Here is a 17,624-nt window from a genome sequence, read left to right on the forward strand (position 1 = left end):
ACAACGTTCGCATTGGAGGTCGCCATGCCCGGCACCGCTCCGTCCCGCCGCACCACCCCACCTGCCACGGCCCCACCCGCCGCCGGCCCACCGGCCGCCGCCCCGTCCGGTGGCCACGAGCGCCTCACCACCCGGCCCGGCCTGGTCCTGGCCACGGTCTCCGTCTGCCAGCTGATGGTCACGCTCGACGCCAGCATCGTGAACATCGCGCTCCCCGCCATGGGCGGGTCCCTCGGCTTCGCCGACAGCTCGCTGCCGTGGGTGGTCAACGCCTACGCGCTCGCCTTCGGCGGGCTGCTGCTGCTCGGCGGCCGGATCGCCGACCTCGTCGGACACCGCCGCGCGGTGCTCTCCGGCCTGGTGCTGTTCGGACTCGCCTCGGTGGTCGGCGGGTTCGCGCAGACCCCCGCCCAGCTGGTCGCGGCCCGGGCCGGCCAGGGCGTGGCGGCCGCCGTGCTCGCCCCGATCGGGCTGACGCTGATCATGGTGACCTTCGCCGAGGGGGCCGCCCGGGCCCGGGCCGTCGGCATCTGGTCGATGGTGACGGCGGGCGGCAGCGCGCTGGGCGTCCTGCTCGGCGGTGTGCTGACGGACCTGCTCGACTGGCGCTGGGTGTTCTTCGTCAACGCGCCGATCGTGCTCCTCGGCCTCGCCCTGGCGGTCCGTTCGGTGGCCGCCGTGCGCCCGTCGCCCACCGGCCGCCCCGATGTGCTCGGCGCCGTGCTCGGCACCGGTGCGACGACCGTCCTGGTCCTCGGCCTGATGGAGACCGAGCGCCACCCGTGGGGTTCGGGCCGGACGCTCGGAACGCTCGGCGCCGCCGTCCTGCTCGGGATCCTCTTCCTGCTCTGGGAGACCCGGTTCGCCAGTGCGCCGATCGTCCGGCCGGGCCTGCTGCGCGGCCGGACGGCCTGGGTGTCGAGCCTGCTCGTGACGCTGCTCGGCGCTGGCATGCTGGCCGGCTTCTACTTCTGCTCGCTGTTCCTGCAGAACGTGCTGGGCTACGGGCCGCTGGCGGCCGGCGCCGCGTTCCTTCCGTTCTGCGCCGGAACGGCGGCGGGCAGCATGCTCGCGGGCCGCCTCACCGCCCGCTACGGCGGCCGGGCCACGCTCACCGGCGCGCTGCTGCTCACCGCGCTCGGGATGCTCTGGTTCGGCGCGCTCGACCTGGACTCCGACTACCTGACCGGCTTCGCCGGACCGTCGATCGTGACCAGCCTGGGCGTCGGCATCTGCATGGTCGCCAACACCGCGATGGGCACCTCGGGCGTCGACCCGCGCGAGGCCGGGCTGGTCAGCGGACTGCTCAACGCCGCCCGCCAGTGCGGCGGCAGCATCGGGCTCGCCGTCCTGTCGACCGTCGCGGTCGCCGCCACCCGCCGGGCCGCCGCGGACGGGGACGCCGCGCGGGCCGCCCTCGCCGCCGGCTACGACCGGGCCTTCGTGGTCACCGCCGGGGTGCTCCTCGTGGCCACCCTGCTGGCGCTGCTCTTCGCCCCGTCCCGCCGCTCGGCCGACCGGACGGCGGCCGCGACCGGGGCCGGGGCCGGGGCGGCGACCGCAACCGGGACGGCGAGCGCGGCAAAGCCGTCCCGTCAGTAGATCAGATAACCCGGCCGGTGCCCCTCGTCCTCGATCTCGCCGTCGGCCTGCGCCTTCAGCTTGCGGGACAGCGCCTCCAGGGCGCGCGAGGCCGCGACCTCCTCGCCGATCCTGGCGAGCGGCCGGTCGTCCACGCTCCGGGTCGACTCCCCGTGCGCGGTGAGGCCCGGGGCCCGGGCACCGGTCAGCCTCGCCTGGCATCCGGTGTGGACACCGTCCTCCTCGAAGCTCAGCTCCACATCCCACTGGTTGTGCATGCCACACCTCCTGGCGCCGGTCCCCCGTCGCGCCTGATCGGGCCGGTACGGGCGGTGCTCCCGGGACGGCCGCTCACACCAGCGTGCGCCCCCCGGTGCGGCGGCGGCAACCGGGCACCGGGCCGGGCCGCCCGGCCTCGCACATCCGCCGCGACCCGCCGGACGGCGCCGCTCCACGGGTCGGCGCCCCACCCCGGCGGTAGGCTGGCCCCAACGCGCCGATGCCGCGGGACACCCCGTGCCGGATCGCCGGGCCGCGCGGGCGGACCCGCCCGGGCAGCCGCTCCGGAGACCGGCGGCGGTGCGGTGCGGTCAACAACCCTCGGGTGGTCCCTCCGTGGCGGTCTTCGTCCTGGCTCTGAGCGCCGCCTGCTTCCTGGGCCTCGGATTCGTCCTCCAGCAGCACGCGGCGCAGCAGGCTCCGCGCGCCGATCTGCTGCACTGGCGGCTGCTGCTGGACCTGCTGCGGATGCCGCAGTGGCTGCTCGGCACCGGCTTCATGATCACCGGGCTGATCCTCTCCGCGCTCGCCCTCAACAAGGGCGAGGTCTCGCTGGTCGAGCCGCTGCTCGCCACCAACCTCATCTTCGCGATGGCGCTCGCCCGGGTGCTGACCCGCCAGACGCTCGGCCGCTCGGGCTGGGCCGGGGTGCTGCTGCTCGCGCTCGGCGTGACGGCGTTCATCGTGGCCGGCCGGCCCACCGGCGGCGGGCCCCCGGCCGGCGAGCTGCGGCACTGGCTGGTGGTCGGCACGGTGGTCGGGCTGACGCTGCTGCTGATCTCCACGGCCCGCCGGCTGCCGCTGTTCGAGGAGGCGACCGTGCTCGCCCTGGCGGCCGGCCTGCTCTACGGACTCCAGGACGCGCTCACCCGCACCACCACCCAGCGACTCGACCACCAGGGTCTGGAGGCCGTGCTGCGCAGCTGGCAGCCGTACGCGGTGGTGGCGGCCGGGGTGGTGGGACTGCTGCTGGTCCAGAGCGCCTTCGAGGCCGCACCGCTGCGGATGTCCCTGCCCGCGCTGACGGCCGCCCAGCCGATCAGCGGGATCTTCTGCGCGGTGGGCTTCCTCGGCGACCGCCTCCGGGTCACCCCCGGCGCCCTGGTCTGGCAGGCGGCCGGGCTGGCGGCCATCGTCGTCGGCGTGGTGGTGATCGGCCGCCACCCGGCGCTGCCCGGCACCGTCGGCGACACCCTGGAGTCCGCCGGCGAGGCCCCGGGCGACACGGGCGACGACGTCGCCGGGGGCACGACCGACAGCGCGGACGACGCCCCGCGGACCGACCCGCGCGTCGACCCGCCCGCCGACCCGCCGACCGACCCCGACTGACCCGCCGCAGGAGCCCCCATGTGCTGGAGTGCCCGGGCGGACCTCGTCGTCGGCGGCGCGGTGACGGCCGTCGGCGTGCTCGGCCTGGTCCGCGCCCACCGGGCGGGCCGACCGGAGCGCCTGCCGCTGGCCGCGCTCCCGCTCGTGCTCGGCGCGCACCAGCTGATCGAGGCCGCGGTGTGGCTCGGGGCCGACGGCGACCTGCCCGCCGCCCCGGCCGGCTGGGCCCGCACCGCCTGGGCGGTGATCGCCCTGCCGCTGCTCCCCCTCCTGGTACCGCTCGGCGTGCGCTGCGCGGCCCTCGACGCAAGCCGGTCCAGGCGGCGGGTGCTCACGGCCCTGGTCCTCCTCGGCCTCCTGGTGGCCGTGCCGCTGGCCCACGCCGTCGCGACCCACCCGGTCGGCGTCACCGCCCACGCCCACACCCTGGAGTACCGCATCGGTGTGCCCCACCCCGCCCTCCTACTGGCCGGTTACCTCCTCGCCACCGTCGGCGCGCCGCTCGTCAGCGGCGACCGTCTGCTGCGCCGCCTCGGCCTGCTCACCGGCGTCGGCGCGGTGGTCTGCGCCCTCCTCTGGCGGCTGGCCTTCATCTCCACCTGGTGCGCCCTCGCCGCGCTGGCCTCCGTCCTCCTCCTCCGCTGGACCTCCTCCCCCGCTCCCGCCCACCCCCACCGGCCGCCGCCGCGGCCCGTCTAACGGCCGGCGGCCGCGGGGGTGAGGACCAGGTCGTGGACCAGGAAGTGGAGTTCCATGTCGTCGGTCGAATCCGCCCACAGCCCCTCGGCGTCGAGCACGGCTGCCGCGACCGTCCGGGCCTCGGCCACGAGTTCCGGGTGGTGGGCGAAGCCCGGCCACGGCAGGACGGGGTGGCCGTGCTCCTCGCCGAACCGCCGGACCCGCTCGATGTCGCCCAGGACGGCGGCCGGCAGTGCGTCGTTCGCCCAGGACCACAGCCACGACCGCTGGGCGCGGCTGACGCTGCCGATCATCGTGAGTCGGCCGGTGAGGAACACTTCTCCGCCGCGCGACCAGGTGATCCGGGCGTCGTCCATCGACCACTCGTACTGCACGTCACCCGACAGTCCGAAGCGTTCGACCATGAGGGCCTGCCGCGCGCGGGCCCGTTCGCGGGCCGCGCGCACGACCTCCTCCCAGCCGGAGTGGTCATGCGTCGAGCGGTCGTCCACTGCGCCTCCTCGCCAAGAACCGTCGGCGGGATCCTTTCATCCGGCTCCTCGATGCAGGGGCTGCCGGGCCGTCCGCTCCCTCCCCCGCTCACCACCGCCTCCTTCACTCCGTCGTCGACGCTCCCACCGGCAGGTGTGCCTGGTCGGGAGCCGTCCTCTCCGGTTCGCTGCTCGCGGCGGCGGCCGCCTTGGCGTGGCCGCGTTCACGGTCCATCTGCCGCCACTCCGGTCGCAGGCCGGACAGCACCGTGGTGACGAGGTACAGACCGCCGCACGTGAGCAGCACCGGTATCAGCCCCGACAGCGACACCGCGACGCCGGCCAGCAGGCCGCCCAGCGGGATGCCGGCCCAGGCGAGCGAGTCGCCCAGGGCGTTGACCCGGCCCAGCAGGTGGCGCGGTACCCGCTCGAAGAGCACGGCGCCGAGGATCGGGTTGAGGAATCCGGAACCGAAGCCGCTGAGCGCGAACACGGTGACCACCACGCTCATCGGCGCGTCCAGCGCCAGGACGACGAACCTCGGGGCGCCGCCGAGCAGGAAGCCCGCGAAGAAGACCGTACGGCGCGGAAGCCGGTGGGCGACCGCCGCCGCGATCAGACTGCCGGCCACCGCCGCGATCCCCCAGACCGTCCCGGTCAGGCCGATCGCGGCCGGGCCGCCGCCCGACTCCCGGGCCCAGACCGGGACCAGCACGGTGATGAACGCCGCGTCCAGGAGGTTGGTCACCGCGATCATCACGATGATCGTCAGCAGCAGGGGTTCACGGCGGAGGAACGCGAAGCCCTCCCGGAACAGCTGCCAGTAGCCGGCGGGCCCGCCCTCGTCCTCGGCGGCGGTCGGGGGCGCGGCGGCGGCCCGGCCCGTTCCGCGCGGCAGGGCGACGGCGATGACCAACGAGCCGAGCGCGAAGGCGATCGCGTTGACCGTCAGACCGGCCATCGGACCGAGCAGGGCGACCAGTCCGCCGCCGACCGCCGGGCCGACCGTGGTCGCCAGCCGCTCCGTCACACCGGCCAGTCCGGTGGCCCGTTCCAGCGGGACCCGGCCCCGGTCGGCCGCCTCGGGGACCATGACCTCCTTGGCGAGGTCCCCCGGGCCGCGCGCCCCGCCGATCACCGCGACCATCACCAGCAGCAGCCAGAACGGCAGCAGCCCCAGCGCGTGCAGCAGCGGCACCAGGCCGGCCGCGACGGCGCTCACCGCGTCCGTGCTCCAGGAGACGACCCGCGGCCCGAGCCGGTCGATCACCGGACCGGTGAACGCCTTCACCAGCACGTAGGGGGCCAGTTCGACGAAGGCGACCACGCCGGTCATCGTGGCGCTGCCGGTGGTGGCGAGCACGAACCACGGCAGGGCGATCGCCGACACCCGGGTACCGGTCAGCGAGATGGCCATCGCCGCCAGCACGCCGGCCATCGGCCGCAGGCTGCGCGGCGGCGCGGCCGGTGCGGTGGCCGTGGCCCGCGCGGTCATGACCGCGCCTCGGGCTCGTCGGCGGCCGCGCCGCCCTGCGGCTCGGGCAGCACCTGGACCACCACGGCCACCCGGTCCGTCCCCTCCGGGACGGGTTCCCCCGGGGCGATCCGGCGGTAGCGGGCTATCACCGCCGAGAGGTCCCCGGCCAGCGCCCTGGCCTCCTCCGGGGTCAGCTGGAGCACCATGTCGCTGAGGTCCAGCGCGTGCCGCCACTCGACCGGCATCGTCTCGTACGCGTTGAGCGCCGTCTGCGCGGTCAGGGTGTGAGCGGCCACGATCGAGCGCAGGTAGCCGAGCGCCGCCTCCGGCTCCTGTTCCGAGAGGTCGCTGTCCGTCCACCACGTCACCTGGTGGACGGCCTTCCACCAGCGGTCGCGGGCGTTGCCGCGCCCGGTGTCCTCGGCCACGAAGCCCGCGGCGGCCAGCTGGCGGAGGTGGTAGCTGGTCGCGCCGGAGTTCAGCCCCAGCTGCTCGGCCAGCCTGGTCGCCGTGGACGGCCCGTTCTTGCGGAGCAGCCCGATCAGTTGCACGCGAACGGGGTGGGCCAGGGCCCGCAGGCCCTTGGCGTCGATCACGACATCGGTCTGCGGGTCCGGACTGTGCGGCCACCTGCGGTCATCGGTCATGGCAGCACGATAGAACCGCAAAGAACTCTTCGCAAAGGGTTTTTGCGAAGAACTCTTTGCGGATTCGAACAGGCCCGGCTCTCCCGCACCCGGGCGGAGCACCCGGGCGGAGCACCCGGGCGGAGCACCCCGGCGGAGCGGCCCGGCGCCGCACCCGGGCTGCGCCGGGCCCCGCCGGGCGCCCCCGTCAGTCCCGCGCGACGGTCAGCGCCACCACCACCGTGAGCCCGCCGCCCGGCGTCTGCTCCACCGACAGCCGGCCCCCGGCCGCCCGCACCAGACCCGACAGCGACGGCCCGACCCGTCCGCCCCCGCCGCCTCCGCTTCCGCCCTCCGACCCGCCCGTCCCGGCGTCGCCCGTCCCGGCACCGGACACCGCGGCGCCGGCCACCCCGCCGAGCAGCCACTGCCGCGCCTCCGGCTGCTCCGACGCACCCCGGTCCACCACCCGGAGCTCGACCCGGGCCGGCTCCACCGCCCAGGGCTCCGGCCCGCCGAAGACATCGGCGAGGTCCGCCCCGCCCGCGCCGTCCCACCCGCCCGCACCGCCCCGACCGCCGAACCGTCCGCCGCCCCGACCGCCGAACCGTCCGCCGCCCCGACCGCCGAACCGTCCGTCCGGCCCCGGCAGCGGATCGGCCCGGACCAGCACCCGGGCGCCCGACGGACTGCGCCGGATCGCGTGGTCCACCAGCGCGGCCAGCGCAGCCTCCAGTCGCACCGAGTCCGCGACCACCACCGGCAGCCCCACCGGCACCCGCACGGTCACCGCCGACGCCCGGCCACCGCCCCGCAGCACCCGCGCCACCAGCTCGGCCGGCTGCACGTGCCGCGCGTCCGGCACGCAGCCGCCGGCCCGGTCCGTCCAGCGCAGCCGCTCCAGCTCCGGCCGTGACAACGGCTGCGGCCCGGCCATGCCGCCGGCCCCGGCCCGCCCCTGCCGACGGGCGCCCGCCGCTCCGGCCCCGCCGCCGAGCACCCCCGCGCGCCCGCCCGGTTCCTGCCGCCCGCCCCCGCCGACGCCCTTGACCAGCCGCGCGCCCGCCGACGCCCCGGACCGTCCGAGCGGGCCGAGCCCGCCCAGCGCCCGGGCCCCCGACGCGACGTAGCCCCAGAGCTTCCCGCCTGCCATCGTCCTGCCCCTCGTCCCGCGCGAACCGGACCCGCCGCCTCCACGACGGCCCGGTGCGGGCCGCTTTCCCCGGCCCTGCGCCAAGCCTGCGCCCCCGCCGCCCGGGTGACAATCCGGCCCTCGGGCCCCGGGAGGCACTGCCACCCCTCCGACCAGCGGGGCCACCACCCGTCGACCGGCGGGAGCACCGCACCGGCGCGCGGCGCCCGCCGTGCGCCCCCCACACCCACCCTGCACCCACCTCGCACCCGGCCTGCCCGGCACCCCTCCCCTCCTCCCGCGCGGCCGCCGTCCCGCCCCCGACGCCCGGGCCGGACCCGGGCCGCGACCCTAGACTGGCCCCATGGCCCGGCTCAACGACAAGGTCAGGGAGCTGCTCCAGGAGTACGCCGACCTGATCTCGATCACCGGTGGCGACGCCTTCCGTGCCCGCGCCTACGAGAAGGCCGCCCGGGCGGTCGGCGGCCATCCCGAGGACATCGACGGCCTAGATGCCAAGGGCCTCCAGCAGATCCCCGGCGTCGGGAAGTCCACCGCCGAGAAGATCGCCGAGTACCTCGCCGACGGACGGATCGAGGCGCTGGAGACGCTCCGGGCCGCGATCCCGGCCGGGGTCCGCGCCATGGTGTCCGTACCCGGCGTCGGTCCGAAGCGCGCCCTCGCCCTCTACCGCGACCTCGGCATCGCCTCCGTCGACGAGCTCGCCGAGGCGATCCGGGCCGACCGGCTGAGCGAGGTCCCGGGCCTGGGCGAGCGCAGCGGCGAGAAGATCCTGCACGGCATCGAGCTGATGCGGCAGTCCGGCGGCCGGACCCTGCTGGACGCCGCCACCGCGCTGGCCGACCAGCTCGTCGCGGCGCTGAGCGCCGTCCCGGGCTGCACCCGGTGCGCGTACGCGGGCTCGCTGCGCCGGATGCGCGAGACGGTCGGCGACATCGACGTGCTGGCCACCGCCGAGGACTCGGCCCCGCTGATGGCCGCGCTCACCGGGCTCCCCTTCGTGGCCGAGGTGATCGGCACCGGGCCGACCAAGACCTCGGTGCGCACCACGGAGGGCGTCCAGGTGGACCTGCGGGTGGTCCCCGAGGAGGACTGGGGCGCGGCGCTGGTCTACTTCACCGGCTCCAAGGCGCACAACATCAGGCTCCGGACGATGGCGGTCCGGGCCGGGCTGAAGCTCTCCGAGTACGGGCTGTTCGAGGCCGAGGGCGGCGAGAAGATCGTCTCGGCGAGCGAGGACGAGGTGTACGCGGCGCTCGGCCTGCCGTGGATCGCGCCGCCGCTGCGCGAGGACCGGGGGGAGATCGAGGCCGCGCTGCGCGGCGAGCTGCCGGAGCTGGTGACCGAGGCGGACCTCCGCGGCGACCTGCACACCCACACCGACCTGACCGACGGGCTGGCCACCCTGGAGGAGATGATCGACACCGCGGCCGCCCGCGGCTACGCGTACTTCGCGGTCACCGACCACGCCCCCGACCTGGTGATGCAGCGGATGACCGACGAGAAGATGCTCGCCCAGCGCGAGCGGCTGCGCGAACTGGCCGGGCGCCACCGCCGGATGCGGCTGCTGCACGGCACCGAGCTGAACATCGGGCCGGACGGCACCGTGGACTGGTCGGCCGAGTTCCTGGCCGGGTTCGACGTCTGCGTGGCGTCCGTCCACTCGCACTTCGGCGCGGACCGGGACGCCCAGACCCGCCGGCTGATCCGGGCCTGCGAGAACCCGCACGTCCACGTCATCGGTCACCTCACCACCCGGCGGATCGGCCGGCGCGGACCGATCGACGTCGACCTGGACGCCGTCTTCGCGGCCGCCGCCCGGACCGGCACCGCGATCGAGATCAACAGCTCGCCCCAGCGCCTCGACCTGCGGGACGAGGACGTGCTGCGGGCCAAGCGCCACGGCGTGAGGTTCTCGATCGACAGCGACGCGCACGCGACCCCGCACCTGGCCTACCCCCGGTACGGGATCGGCACCGCGCAGCGCGCCTGGCTGACCGCCGAGGACGTGATCAACACCTGGCCGTGGCAGCGTCTGAAGCGGTTCCTGCGCAAGGACGCGCTGCGCGACTGAGCCGCCCGGGACGGCAACTGTCCGAATTCAGTGGATTTGTTGGATATTTTCCTGAAACCCTCTGGTGCATCCGCCGCGCCGGGCGCATGATGGTGGTGGACCTGCGGGGTCGCAGAGGAAGTTCGACCGCAGGAGGCAGTGGCGACAGATCGAGACGGATCTAAGGTCTGCCGCTGGTACCTCGGTCGACGATCGAACCATTAGGCCGGAGGACTCACAATCCGGAGGCCACCTCCACCTCGCAGGTTCCGCACGCCGTACGGCCCGCGTCACCGCACGGGCGGCACCGCGTACCCCATCTCCCAGGCATGCACCGCGATGCCGACGCGGTTCTGCACGCCGAGCTTGCGCTGGATGCTCGCCACATGGGTCTTCACCGTGCCGGGGGAGATGAACAGCTCGGCGGCGATGTCCGCGTTGGTCCGCCCGGCCGCGACCTGGCCGGCGATCTCCACCTCGCGTTCGGTCAGCGGCGCGGCCGGGGCGGAGCGGCGGTCCACCCGCCGGGGCGCGGTCACGTGCTGCAGCAGCCGCACGGTGACCGACGGGCTGATCAGGCTCTCCCCGCCCGCCGCCGCCCGGACCGCCTCGGCCAGCAGCGCCGGCCCGGACCGCTTCAGCAGGAAGCCCGAAGCCCCGTGCCGCAGCGCCGGATAGACGTACTCGTCGAGGTCGAAGGTGGTCAGCACGACCACCCGGACCGGCGTCGCCGCCCCCGGAGCGGCCAGCCGCCTGGTCAGCTCCAGCCCGTCCATCCGGGGCATCCGGATGTCCACCAGCGCGACGTCCGGGCGCAGTTCCGCCGCGAGTTCGAGCGCGGCGACCCCGTCCGCCGCCTCGCCGACCACGGTGATGTCGGGCTGGGCGTCCAGGATCCGCCGCACGCTCCGGCGCACGGCCTCCTGGTCGTCGGCGATCAGGGTGCGAATGGGCTCCGGGTTCGGACTCGTCACGCACGGCAGTCTCGCACGACACCCCGCGGCGGCCGGACTCAGGCCGCCCCGGTTCCCTTGAGGTCGGTCGCCCGGCCGTCGCGCTGCACGGCCATGTGCGTCGGCACCTCGACCCGGAACCGCGCGTCGCAGTTGGCGAAGCCGGAGCAGCTCGCCTCCAGGGTGAGGGTGTCCCCCTCCAGCGTCCAGCCGGTCCGCTCCCTGCCGATCCCGTCCGCCTTGAACCAGCGGGTCACCTTGACGTCCTGACGGTCCGCCGCCACGAGGTCGGCCGGGACGTGGTGCCGCGCCACGACGTTCAGCGTGCTGCCGCGGTAGCCGAAGACCGTCGACTCGGGCTTCGCGTCCGCCGCCTTGGCACAGCCGGTGACAGCGGCCAGCAGGAGGGCAGCGGCCGCGGCGGCGCCCGCGGCGGGCACCCGGCCGGCGAACCGCCTCCGGGCCGTCGGGGCGGGCTCGTTGCGGAGGTTCGGAACAGCGGGTACGGCGGCCATGGCGGCTCCCCCTTCGACGGGCGTCTCGGTCACGGCTACGAGCATCGCCTCCCGGCGCACCGCCGCCATCTGCCGATCGGCAGATCTTCGGCGGGCGATTTCCGCCCCCGCCCCCGCCCCTGCCCCTGCCCCTGCCCCTGCCGATCGGCCTACCGGACGGGCAGTTCACAGCCGGTCCGCCAACCCGCCGGGCGCAGCGGGCCCGCCTCCAGCGTGCCGCCGTGCGCGGCGAGCCGTTCGGCGAGCGCCACCAGCCCGGTGCCGCCGCTGCCCGGCCGGCGCCGGAGCAGCCCCCTGACACCGGATCCGCCCGCGCCGTCGTCGCTCACCGAGACGACCACGGCGGCCACTCCGCCGCCCGCCGGCGGCTCCGCCCGCGCCGACGCCCGCGCCGACGCCCGGGCGGTCCGGGCGGTCGCCCGCACCTCCACCCGCACGACCGCCTCGGCGGCCCCCGGCGCGTGCCGCCGCACATTGGTGAGCGCCTCCAGCACCGCCGCGTACGCCGCGGCCTCCGCCTCCCCGGTGAGCAGGCCCGCGGCCTCCGGCGCCGCCTCCAGCCGGGCCCGGGTGGGCCCGGTCCGGCTGAACCGGCCCACCAGCTCCGGCAGATCGGCCAGCCCGTACACCCGGGTGGCGCCCGCGGCACCGACGGCACCGGTCGGCGCGTCCGCCCCGTCCTCGCGCGGCTCCCGCAAGGCGCCCACCATGGCGTCCATCGAGTCCAGTGCGCGCAGCCCGGCCTCCTCCAGCCGGTGCAACAGCGCGGCCATCTCCTCCGGCCCCTGGCCCGGCAGTTGCCCGGCCTGCGCCTCCAGCACGATGCCGGTGATCTCGTGCGCCACGAAGTCGTGCAGCCCGCGCGCCACCTCCAGCCGCTGCTCACGCCGGGCCCGGGCGACCGCGCGCTCGCGCCGCGCGTCCAGCACCCGCAGGTAGAGGCCGGCGCCGACGACCACCGCCAGCGCCAGCAGCGAGAGCAGCACGACGATCGCCGAGCCGGTCCAACCCCCCTTCGGTGTCCGGACGGTGAAGCGCAGCGGCGCGGCCGCCACGGCCAGGACGGTCAGCGGGCCGACCACCGCGGCCCACCGGCCCCGGGAGCGCCGGGCCACCCGCCCCGCCAGCACCAGCAGCGCCGTCCACTCGAACGGCAGCCAGAACGCCGGCAGCCGGTACGGGCCCGGGTAGGCGAGGTCGAGCAGCAGCGAGAGTGCCGCCACTCCCCCGGCGGCCTCCGTGAGCGTCACCCGCCGCCAGGGCCACGGCACCGCGGCCGCCAGCACCGCCGCGGCGGCCGCCACCGCCAGGAGCAGTGCGGCCGCGCGCTGCCCCGGGTGCGCCAGCGCGACGGGCAGCAGGACGACCACCGCCGACGCCACCCCCGCCGGTCTGCGGAACCGCGCGCCGAGGACGGCGGAGGCGCTGGAAGCCGAGGAGGAGGCGGCGGAGGAGGACTCGGGGGCGGACTCGTCGGGCATGCCTCCGAGCCTAAGGTCCGCGGATCGGGGCGGCGGAGGAGTGCTGACACATGATCGGCAAGGCCCTCGCCGACCACCGCCGCATCGGGCCCGCCCCGGCGTCCCGCCCCTCCCGGGACGCCCCTCCCAGGACGCCTCGGGCCCCCGCCCGGTAGCGTTCGTCCGGACCGGCCCCGGCGACCCCGCCGTCCGCCCGGAGAAGGAGGACCGGCCCGATGAACGACGCGCCGCCCGACCACGGCCGGCTCGCCGCCGTCGGCCCGTACTTCGCCCTGGACTCCGCCACCGCACCCGGCCAGGAGCCGCCGCCGGGCTTCCTGCCGCTGCGGGAGTTCTACGCCCCGGGCCCGGACGGCCCGTTGGCGCACCGGGTCCGGGAGGTGGCCCGGCGGCTGGGCACCGCCGAGCCCCGGGTCGCGGCCTCCGTCCTTCATCTCGGCCTGGCCTCCCGGTTCTGCTCGGTCGGCCTTGGCGCGGCCGTGCTGCTCGGCGAGGTGCCCGACCTGGGCCCGGACCGGGCCTGGATCCGGGTGCCCGAGCAGGGACCGGTCGACCTGTGGCTGCCGCTCGGGCCCGCCACGACCGGCCCGGCACCGCTCGCCGACCGCTTCCGGCGGACCGTGGCCGAGGGGTGCTTGACCGACCTGGCGGCGGCGGTCCGGTCGGTGGTCCCGCTCTCCGACGGACTGCTGCGGGGCAACGCGGCCTCCGCCCTGGCGGGCGCGCTGCGCGTCCTGGACGCCCACACCGCCCAGGGCGCGGCCCGCGCGCTCGTCTCCGAGGTGCTGGACCGCCCGCCGCTGGCCGGGACCGGCACGCTCACCGGGGCCCCGGGCAGCACCGCGTTCCGGCGCACCAGCTGCTGCCTCTACTACCGGATCGGCCCGCGGGCGGGGGTCTGCGGCGACTGCTGCTTCACCCGCGCCCCGGGCCGCCGCTGAACCGGCCCCCGCAACCTCCGAACGCCACAACGCCACAACGCCCGAACACCGCAGCACCGCCCCGCCCCCGACGACGCCGCGACCGCCGACGAGGCCCGCACCGACGACGAGGCCCGCGACCGGCGTGTCCAGGGCCGGTCGCGGGCCTCCGATCCCCACCGGCCGCCGATGCCCACGGCAGCCGGTGAAGCCTTCCGACGGCGGTGAACCGCCGGGCGGCCGACCGTCAGGCCGCGACCGCCGACTCCTCCAACTCCTCCTCGGCCGAAGCCTCTCCGCCCTCCCCGTCCTCCGGGCCCGCCCCCACCGCCGCCCGGCCGCGCCGTTCGTACAGCGCCGCACCGGCCACCAGCACGCCCGCGGCCGCCAGCCAGAGCGCCAGCACCAGCAGGTGCCCGCCGAACCCGGCACCGCCGTCGAAGTACAGCAGGCTGCGCGCCCCCTCCAGGAAGCCCGCGCCGGTCCAGAAGGAGTGCAGCCCGCCGAAGAACCCGTTCTGCAGGTCCGGCCGGTAGACACCGCCCGAGCTGGTGAAGTTCAGCATCACGAACAGCACCATCATGACCAGCGTGGTCCACCGCCTGAGGAAGCCGTGCAGGCCGATGCCGATGCCGATCACCCCGGCCGCGTACAGCCAGCCGAGCGCCCAGACCCCGGCCAGGTCGTGGTCCACCACGTGGAAGACCGGCCCGGCGGTGACGATCCCGATCAGGCTCACCACGAGCGAGACGCCGAGGCCGACCAGGACCCGGATCCGCATGGCCAGCGCCGCGCCGGCCGCGCCGATCACGGCGACGCTGCCGTAGGAGCCGATGCTGAGCGCGACCAGCAGGAAGAACAGGCCCTGGCCGGTCGGGTCGCCCTCGCTCGGGGTGGTGAGGTCGGTGACGGCCAGCGGCAGGCCCTGCTGTCCGGCGACCTTCTGGAACACCTTCTCGGCCGCCATCGCCGAGGTGTCCGAGTTGGCCCTGGCGACCAGCAGCTCCGGGCGGCCCGGGTCCGGCAGGAACGCGCCGACCAGCTCCCGGTCGTGCAGCCGCTGCTCGGCGGTGGCGCGATCGGGCAGCGTGGCGACGTCCAGCGCGTCGCCCGCCGCGCCCTGCACCGCTCCGGCCAGCTCCCGCGCCTGCGGCGTGGTGCCTACGACGGCGACCTTCAGGTGGTGCGGCTCAGGCTGGTGGAAGGCGCCCTGGTAGGCGAGCGCCATGCCGAGGCACATCAGCAGCGGGGTGAGCAGGTGGACCGCCAAGTGCTTGAGCGCGCGCCCCGGGGCGGGAGCTGCGGCGGCGGTCGTCCTGGGTGTGCTCATGGGGTTCGATCCGTCCTCCGGCCACCCCTCGTCGAGATGGGTGGTAAATGCAACTATCTGGATGCAGTCTACAACCACTTCGGGGGCGGACCGAAGCCCGCCCCCGGTGATCGAGGTCTCACACCCGTCGCACACCCGTCGCACGCCCGCTGTCCGGGCGGCGTCACCCCAGCTCGAACACGCCGTACGAGAAGCCCTCCGCCGTCAACTCGCCCCCGGCGTCGATCCGCACGCCCTGGACGTCCAGCGGCCGGGCCCGGCCGAACCCGCGGAGCGCCGCGTCCGCCGGGACGACCGCCGGCTCCCGCCGCGGATTGACCGCCACCAGGTAGCGTCCGGCCCGGGTGTACACCAGCGGGTACCCGGCGTGCCGCACCTCCACCGCACCCCGCGCGCCCAGGCCCGGGTGCGCCCGGCGCAGGGCGATCAGCCGCCGCACCGTGTGCAGCAGCGAGGTCGGGTCGGCCCGCTGGGTGGCGACGTCCGGCCGGTGCGGGTCCGGGTCGACCGGCAGGTAGAGCCGCTCGGCGGGCGCCGTCGAGAAGCCAGCGGCCGGGCCGGGCGTCCACTGCATCGGCGTGCGCGAGCCGGCCCGGTTGTACGTCGGGCCGAGCACGCTGCCCTCGGTGTCCGGCAGGTCCGGCACGTACCGCATGCCGATCTCGTCGCCGTAGTAGACCGCCGGCAGGGTCGGCCAGGTGAACAGCAGGGCGAAGGCCGGGGCGAGCTGCTCGGCGGTGCGCGGACCGGTGGCCAGCCGGGAGAAGTCGTGGTTGGCGGTGGGGAGCGCGATGTGCCCGGCGCCCTCGGTCAGCTCGGCCGCCGTACGCCAGGCGTCCAGGAACACCTGCGGCGTACCGCGCCCCTCCGCCTCGAAGTAGCACGGGCCCTGCTTCCAGTACTCCTCCACCGTCCCGGCGTTGTTGTTCCAGAGCGACCGCAGCGGCAGGCCGTGGTCCGAGCCGCCGAACTGGAGGAGGAAGTCGGCGTGGAATCCGGCGGTGACGGCGGCGGCCGGGTCGCCCCACTCGGCGAACAGGGCGGCCTGCGGGTGGTCGCGGTCGAGCCAGTCCCGCAGTTCGGTCCAGAGCTTGCCGGTCTCGACGAAGCCGGGGTCGTCCTTGACCAGCGAGGACGCCATGTCGACCCGGAAGCCCGCCACGCCCAGGCCGAGCCAGTGGGCCATGATCGCGCGCAGCGCGGCGCGGTTGGCGCGCGGGCCCTCGGCGTCCACCGGCTGGCGCCAGGGCTCGTCCGGGTTCTCCCGCGCGTAGCCGAAGTTGAGCGCCGGCTGGCAGTCGAAGAAGTTCGGCCGGTACCAGCCGGAGCGGCCGCCGGGGGAGGCGACGAAGCCGTCCACCGGCCGCTCGGACCAGATGTAGCGGTGGTCGGACGGGTCCTGCGCCGAGGCCCGGAACCAGGGGTGCTGGTCGGAGGTGTGGCCGGCCACCAGGTCCAGCAGCACCCGGACGCCCCGTCGCCGCGCCGCCTCGACGAGGGCGGCGAGGTCCGCGGCGGTGCCGTAGCGCGGGGCGGGGGTGAAGTAGTCGGTGACGTCGTACCCCGCGTCGCGGAACGGCGAGGCGAAGCACGGGTTCAGCCAGACCGTGTCCACGCCCAGCCAGGCGAGGTGGTCGAGGTGCTCGGTGATGCCCGCGAAGTCGCCGATGCCGTCGCCGTCGGAGTCGGCGAAGGTCTGGGGGTAGATCTGGTAGAGCACGGCGTCGGTCAGCCACGCGGGGCCGGGGCGGGTCGAGGTCATGGGTGGGATCCTCCTGCCGGGTGCCGGGGGCTACCGATTCTCGTCGAATCGCGGCCGCCCCAACAGCCCGGCCAGGCCACTCCCGGTGACCCGCGACGCGGTTACCGGAAGCAGCCCCGGGCCGTGCCGCGCGCCCTCCCGAGCCCCTTCCGCTCCCCCGCGCCCCTGTCTCCCGCCCGTTCCCACCCGGCCGCCGGGACCCGCAGTGACCTACGCCGGGACCCGCCGGGACCCGCAGGAGCCGCCGGGCCCGGGCGGCGGCGGCCGACCCGCCCGCACCCGGGACCGGCCGCCGGTGACCGCGGCTACCGAACCGCGCAGGCCTCGGTGAACGCCCGCGCCCGGCGGGTGACCTCGGCCCAGTCCCCGGCCGCGACCACCTCCGGCGCCACCACGTCCGTCCCGGCGCAGACCGCCAGCGCGCCGTGGGCCAGGAACTCCGCCGCGTTGCCCGCGTTGACGCCTCCGGAGGCGACCAGCGGAACGTCCGGGTACGGCCCGCGCAGGTCCTTGAAGTAGCCGGGGCCGAAGGCCCGGGCCGGGAAGATCTTCACGGCGGCGGCGCCGAGGTCCACCGCCTGGGCCACCTCGGTCGCGGTGAGCGCGCCGAGCACCACCGGGACCCGGGCGGCGTGCGCGGCGTGCGCCACCTCGGGCCGCAGACCGGGGGTGACCAGGAAGGACGCGCCGGCGGCGAGGCCGCTCTCGGCCTGCTCGGCGGTGAGCACCGTGCCGACGCCCACCCGGTGGCCGGCCTGCGCCGCCTTCGCCAGATGGGTCGTCACATCCGGGGTGGTGAAGGTGAACTCGGTCCAGGTGATGCCGCCCTCGGCCAGCGCGGCGCAGAGCGCGGCGGCGTCCGGTATCCGCGGGGCGCGGACGACCGCGATCACCGGCTCGGCGGCGAGCGCGGCCCGCGCCGCCGCCACCACGGCCTCCTCGGCGACGGCCTTCCGGTTCACGGAAGCCGGACTCGCCGGACTCGCCGGACTCGCC

General features: G+C 76.1%; 16 protein-coding genes. 5 read left to right on the forward strand and 11 right to left on the reverse strand.

The window, feature by feature from the left end; translation table 11 throughout:
- Positions 1-24: 24 nt before the first annotated feature.
- Entirely contained in the window at positions 25-1,602 is a 1,578-nt protein-coding gene (locus ACFVFS_RS16880; RefSeq protein WP_380624760.1) for an MFS transporter, read from the forward strand.
- On the opposite strand, the gene ACFVFS_RS16885 is transcribed toward ACFVFS_RS16880, so the two are convergent.
- On the reverse strand, positions 1,596-1,859 hold the full coding sequence (locus ACFVFS_RS16885) for a dsRBD fold-containing protein (protein WP_350547934.1): 264 nt from the start codon (positions 1,857-1,859) through the stop codon (positions 1,596-1,598). The two genes, ACFVFS_RS16880 and ACFVFS_RS16885, sit on opposite strands and share 7 nt — an antisense overlap.
- 337 nt (positions 1,860-2,196) lie before the next feature.
- Between ACFVFS_RS16885 and ACFVFS_RS16890 the strand changes: the two genes are divergently transcribed.
- Together ACFVFS_RS16890 and ACFVFS_RS16895 are read left to right on the forward strand one after the other, a co-directional pair.
- Entirely contained in the window at positions 2,197-3,189 is a 993-nt protein-coding gene (locus ACFVFS_RS16890; protein WP_380624762.1) for a DMT family transporter, read from the forward strand.
- Between the two features lie 18 nt (positions 3,190-3,207).
- Entirely contained in the window at positions 3,208-3,888 is a 681-nt protein-coding gene (locus ACFVFS_RS16895; protein WP_380624764.1) for a DUF6629 family protein, read from the forward strand.
- Here the strand turns inward: ACFVFS_RS16895 and ACFVFS_RS16900 are convergent.
- The 4 genes from ACFVFS_RS16900 to ACFVFS_RS16915 all read right to left on the reverse strand — a co-directional run bounded on the left by ACFVFS_RS16900 (position 3,885) and on the right by ACFVFS_RS16915 (position 7,614).
- Positions 3,885-4,379, reverse strand: coding sequence for a DUF6882 domain-containing protein (locus ACFVFS_RS16900; RefSeq protein ID WP_380624766.1), 495 nt, complete (start codon positions 4,377-4,379; stop codon positions 3,885-3,887). The two genes, ACFVFS_RS16895 and ACFVFS_RS16900, sit on opposite strands and share 4 nt — an antisense overlap.
- Before the next feature lie 103 nt (positions 4,380-4,482).
- On the reverse strand, positions 4,483-5,853 hold the full coding sequence (locus tag ACFVFS_RS16905; RefSeq protein ID WP_380624768.1) for an MFS transporter: 1,371 nt from the start codon (positions 5,851-5,853) through the stop codon (positions 4,483-4,485).
- Positions 5,850-6,482, reverse strand: a complete 633-nt coding sequence (locus ACFVFS_RS16910) for an ArsR/SmtB family transcription factor (RefSeq protein WP_380624771.1) — start codon at positions 6,480-6,482, stop codon at positions 5,850-5,852. Before ACFVFS_RS16910 ends, ACFVFS_RS16905 begins: the two co-directional genes overlap by 4 nt.
- 187 nt (positions 6,483-6,669) lie before the next feature.
- Positions 6,670-7,614 (reverse strand): hypothetical protein, encoded by a 945-nt coding sequence (locus ACFVFS_RS16915; RefSeq protein WP_380624773.1) that lies wholly within the window; start codon positions 7,612-7,614, stop codon positions 6,670-6,672.
- Positions 7,615-7,957: 343 nt separating this feature from the next.
- Here ACFVFS_RS16915 and polX point away from each other — a divergent pair, with 343 nt between their 5' ends.
- Positions 7,958-9,688 (forward strand): DNA polymerase/3'-5' exonuclease PolX, encoded by a 1,731-nt coding sequence (polX, locus tag ACFVFS_RS16920; protein WP_380624775.1) that lies wholly within the window; start codon positions 7,958-7,960, stop codon positions 9,686-9,688.
- 269 nt (positions 9,689-9,957) lie between these two features.
- Here polX and ACFVFS_RS16925 read toward each other — a convergent pair whose 3' ends face one another.
- The 3 genes from ACFVFS_RS16925 to ACFVFS_RS16935 all read right to left on the reverse strand — a co-directional run bounded on the left by ACFVFS_RS16925 (position 9,958) and on the right by ACFVFS_RS16935 (position 12,616).
- Entirely contained in the window at positions 9,958-10,641 is a 684-nt protein-coding gene (locus tag ACFVFS_RS16925; RefSeq protein WP_376090468.1) for a response regulator, read from the reverse strand.
- A 38-nt stretch (positions 10,642-10,679) separates the two neighbouring features.
- Entirely contained in the window at positions 10,680-11,168 is a 489-nt protein-coding gene (locus ACFVFS_RS16930) for a hypothetical protein (protein ID WP_380624777.1), read from the reverse strand.
- A gap of 116 nt (positions 11,169-11,284) precedes the next feature.
- Positions 11,285-12,616, reverse strand: a complete 1,332-nt coding sequence (locus tag ACFVFS_RS16935; protein WP_380624779.1) for a histidine kinase — start codon at positions 12,614-12,616, stop codon at positions 11,285-11,287.
- Between the two features lie 215 nt (positions 12,617-12,831).
- Between ACFVFS_RS16935 and ACFVFS_RS16940 the strand changes: the two genes are divergently transcribed.
- Entirely contained in the window at positions 12,832-13,557 is a 726-nt protein-coding gene (locus ACFVFS_RS16940) for a (2Fe-2S)-binding protein (RefSeq protein ID WP_380624781.1), read from the forward strand.
- Positions 13,558-13,783: 226 nt separating this feature from the next.
- On the opposite strand, the gene ACFVFS_RS16945 is transcribed toward ACFVFS_RS16940, so the two are convergent.
- From ACFVFS_RS16945 to ACFVFS_RS16955, 3 genes are all read right to left on the reverse strand, one after another.
- Complete coding sequence (locus tag ACFVFS_RS16945; protein WP_380624783.1) at positions 13,784-14,866, reverse strand: hypothetical protein; 1,083 nt, start codon at positions 14,864-14,866, stop codon at positions 13,784-13,786.
- 163 nt (positions 14,867-15,029) lie between these two features.
- Positions 15,030-16,628: an alpha-amylase family glycosyl hydrolase gene (locus ACFVFS_RS16950; protein WP_380624785.1), complete on the reverse strand. Its 1,599-nt coding sequence runs from the start codon at positions 16,626-16,628 to the stop codon at positions 15,030-15,032.
- Positions 16,629-16,933: 305 nt separating this feature from the next.
- Complete coding sequence (locus tag ACFVFS_RS16955) at positions 16,934-17,590, reverse strand: bifunctional 4-hydroxy-2-oxoglutarate aldolase/2-dehydro-3-deoxy-phosphogluconate aldolase (protein WP_380624787.1); 657 nt, start codon at positions 17,588-17,590, stop codon at positions 16,934-16,936.
- Between the last annotated feature and the right edge of the window lie 34 nt (positions 17,591-17,624).

Source organism: Kitasatospora sp. NPDC057692 (genome assembly GCF_042799475.1).
Lineage (GTDB): Bacteria > Actinomycetota > Actinomycetes > Streptomycetales > Streptomycetaceae > Kitasatospora.

Excerpts from the sequence above, each read along its gene's own strand:
- polX (WP_380624775.1), top strand. The coding sequence starts at position 7,958 with ATGGCCCGGCTCAACGACAAGGTCAGGGAGCTGCTCCAGGAGTACGCC.
- ACFVFS_RS16895 (WP_380624764.1), top strand. The coding sequence starts at position 3,208 with ATGTGCTGGAGTGCCCGGGCGGACCTCGTCGTCGGCGGCGCGGTGACG.
- ACFVFS_RS16885 (WP_350547934.1), bottom strand. The coding sequence starts at position 1,859 with ATGCACAACCAGTGGGATGTGGAGCTGAGCTTCGAGGAGGACGGTGTC.
- ACFVFS_RS16880 (WP_380624760.1), top strand. The coding sequence starts at position 25 with ATGCCCGGCACCGCTCCGTCCCGCCGCACCACCCCACCTGCCACGGCC.
- ACFVFS_RS16935 (WP_380624779.1), bottom strand. The coding sequence starts at position 12,616 with ATGCCCGACGAGTCCGCCCCCGAGTCCTCCTCCGCCGCCTCCTCCTCG.
- ACFVFS_RS16940 (WP_380624781.1), top strand. The coding sequence starts at position 12,832 with ATGAACGACGCGCCGCCCGACCACGGCCGGCTCGCCGCCGTCGGCCCG.
- ACFVFS_RS16915 (WP_380624773.1), bottom strand. The coding sequence starts at position 7,614 with ATGGCAGGCGGGAAGCTCTGGGGCTACGTCGCGTCGGGGGCCCGGGCG.
- ACFVFS_RS16945 (WP_380624783.1), bottom strand. The coding sequence starts at position 14,866 with ATGAGCACACCCAGGACGACCGCCGCCGCAGCTCCCGCCCCGGGGCGC.
- ACFVFS_RS16905 (WP_380624768.1), bottom strand. The coding sequence starts at position 5,853 with ATGACCGCGCGGGCCACGGCCACCGCACCGGCCGCGCCGCCGCGCAGC.
- ACFVFS_RS16910 (WP_380624771.1), bottom strand. The coding sequence starts at position 6,482 with ATGACCGATGACCGCAGGTGGCCGCACAGTCCGGACCCGCAGACCGAT.
- ACFVFS_RS16950 (WP_380624785.1), bottom strand. The coding sequence starts at position 16,628 with ATGACCTCGACCCGCCCCGGCCCCGCGTGGCTGACCGACGCCGTGCTC.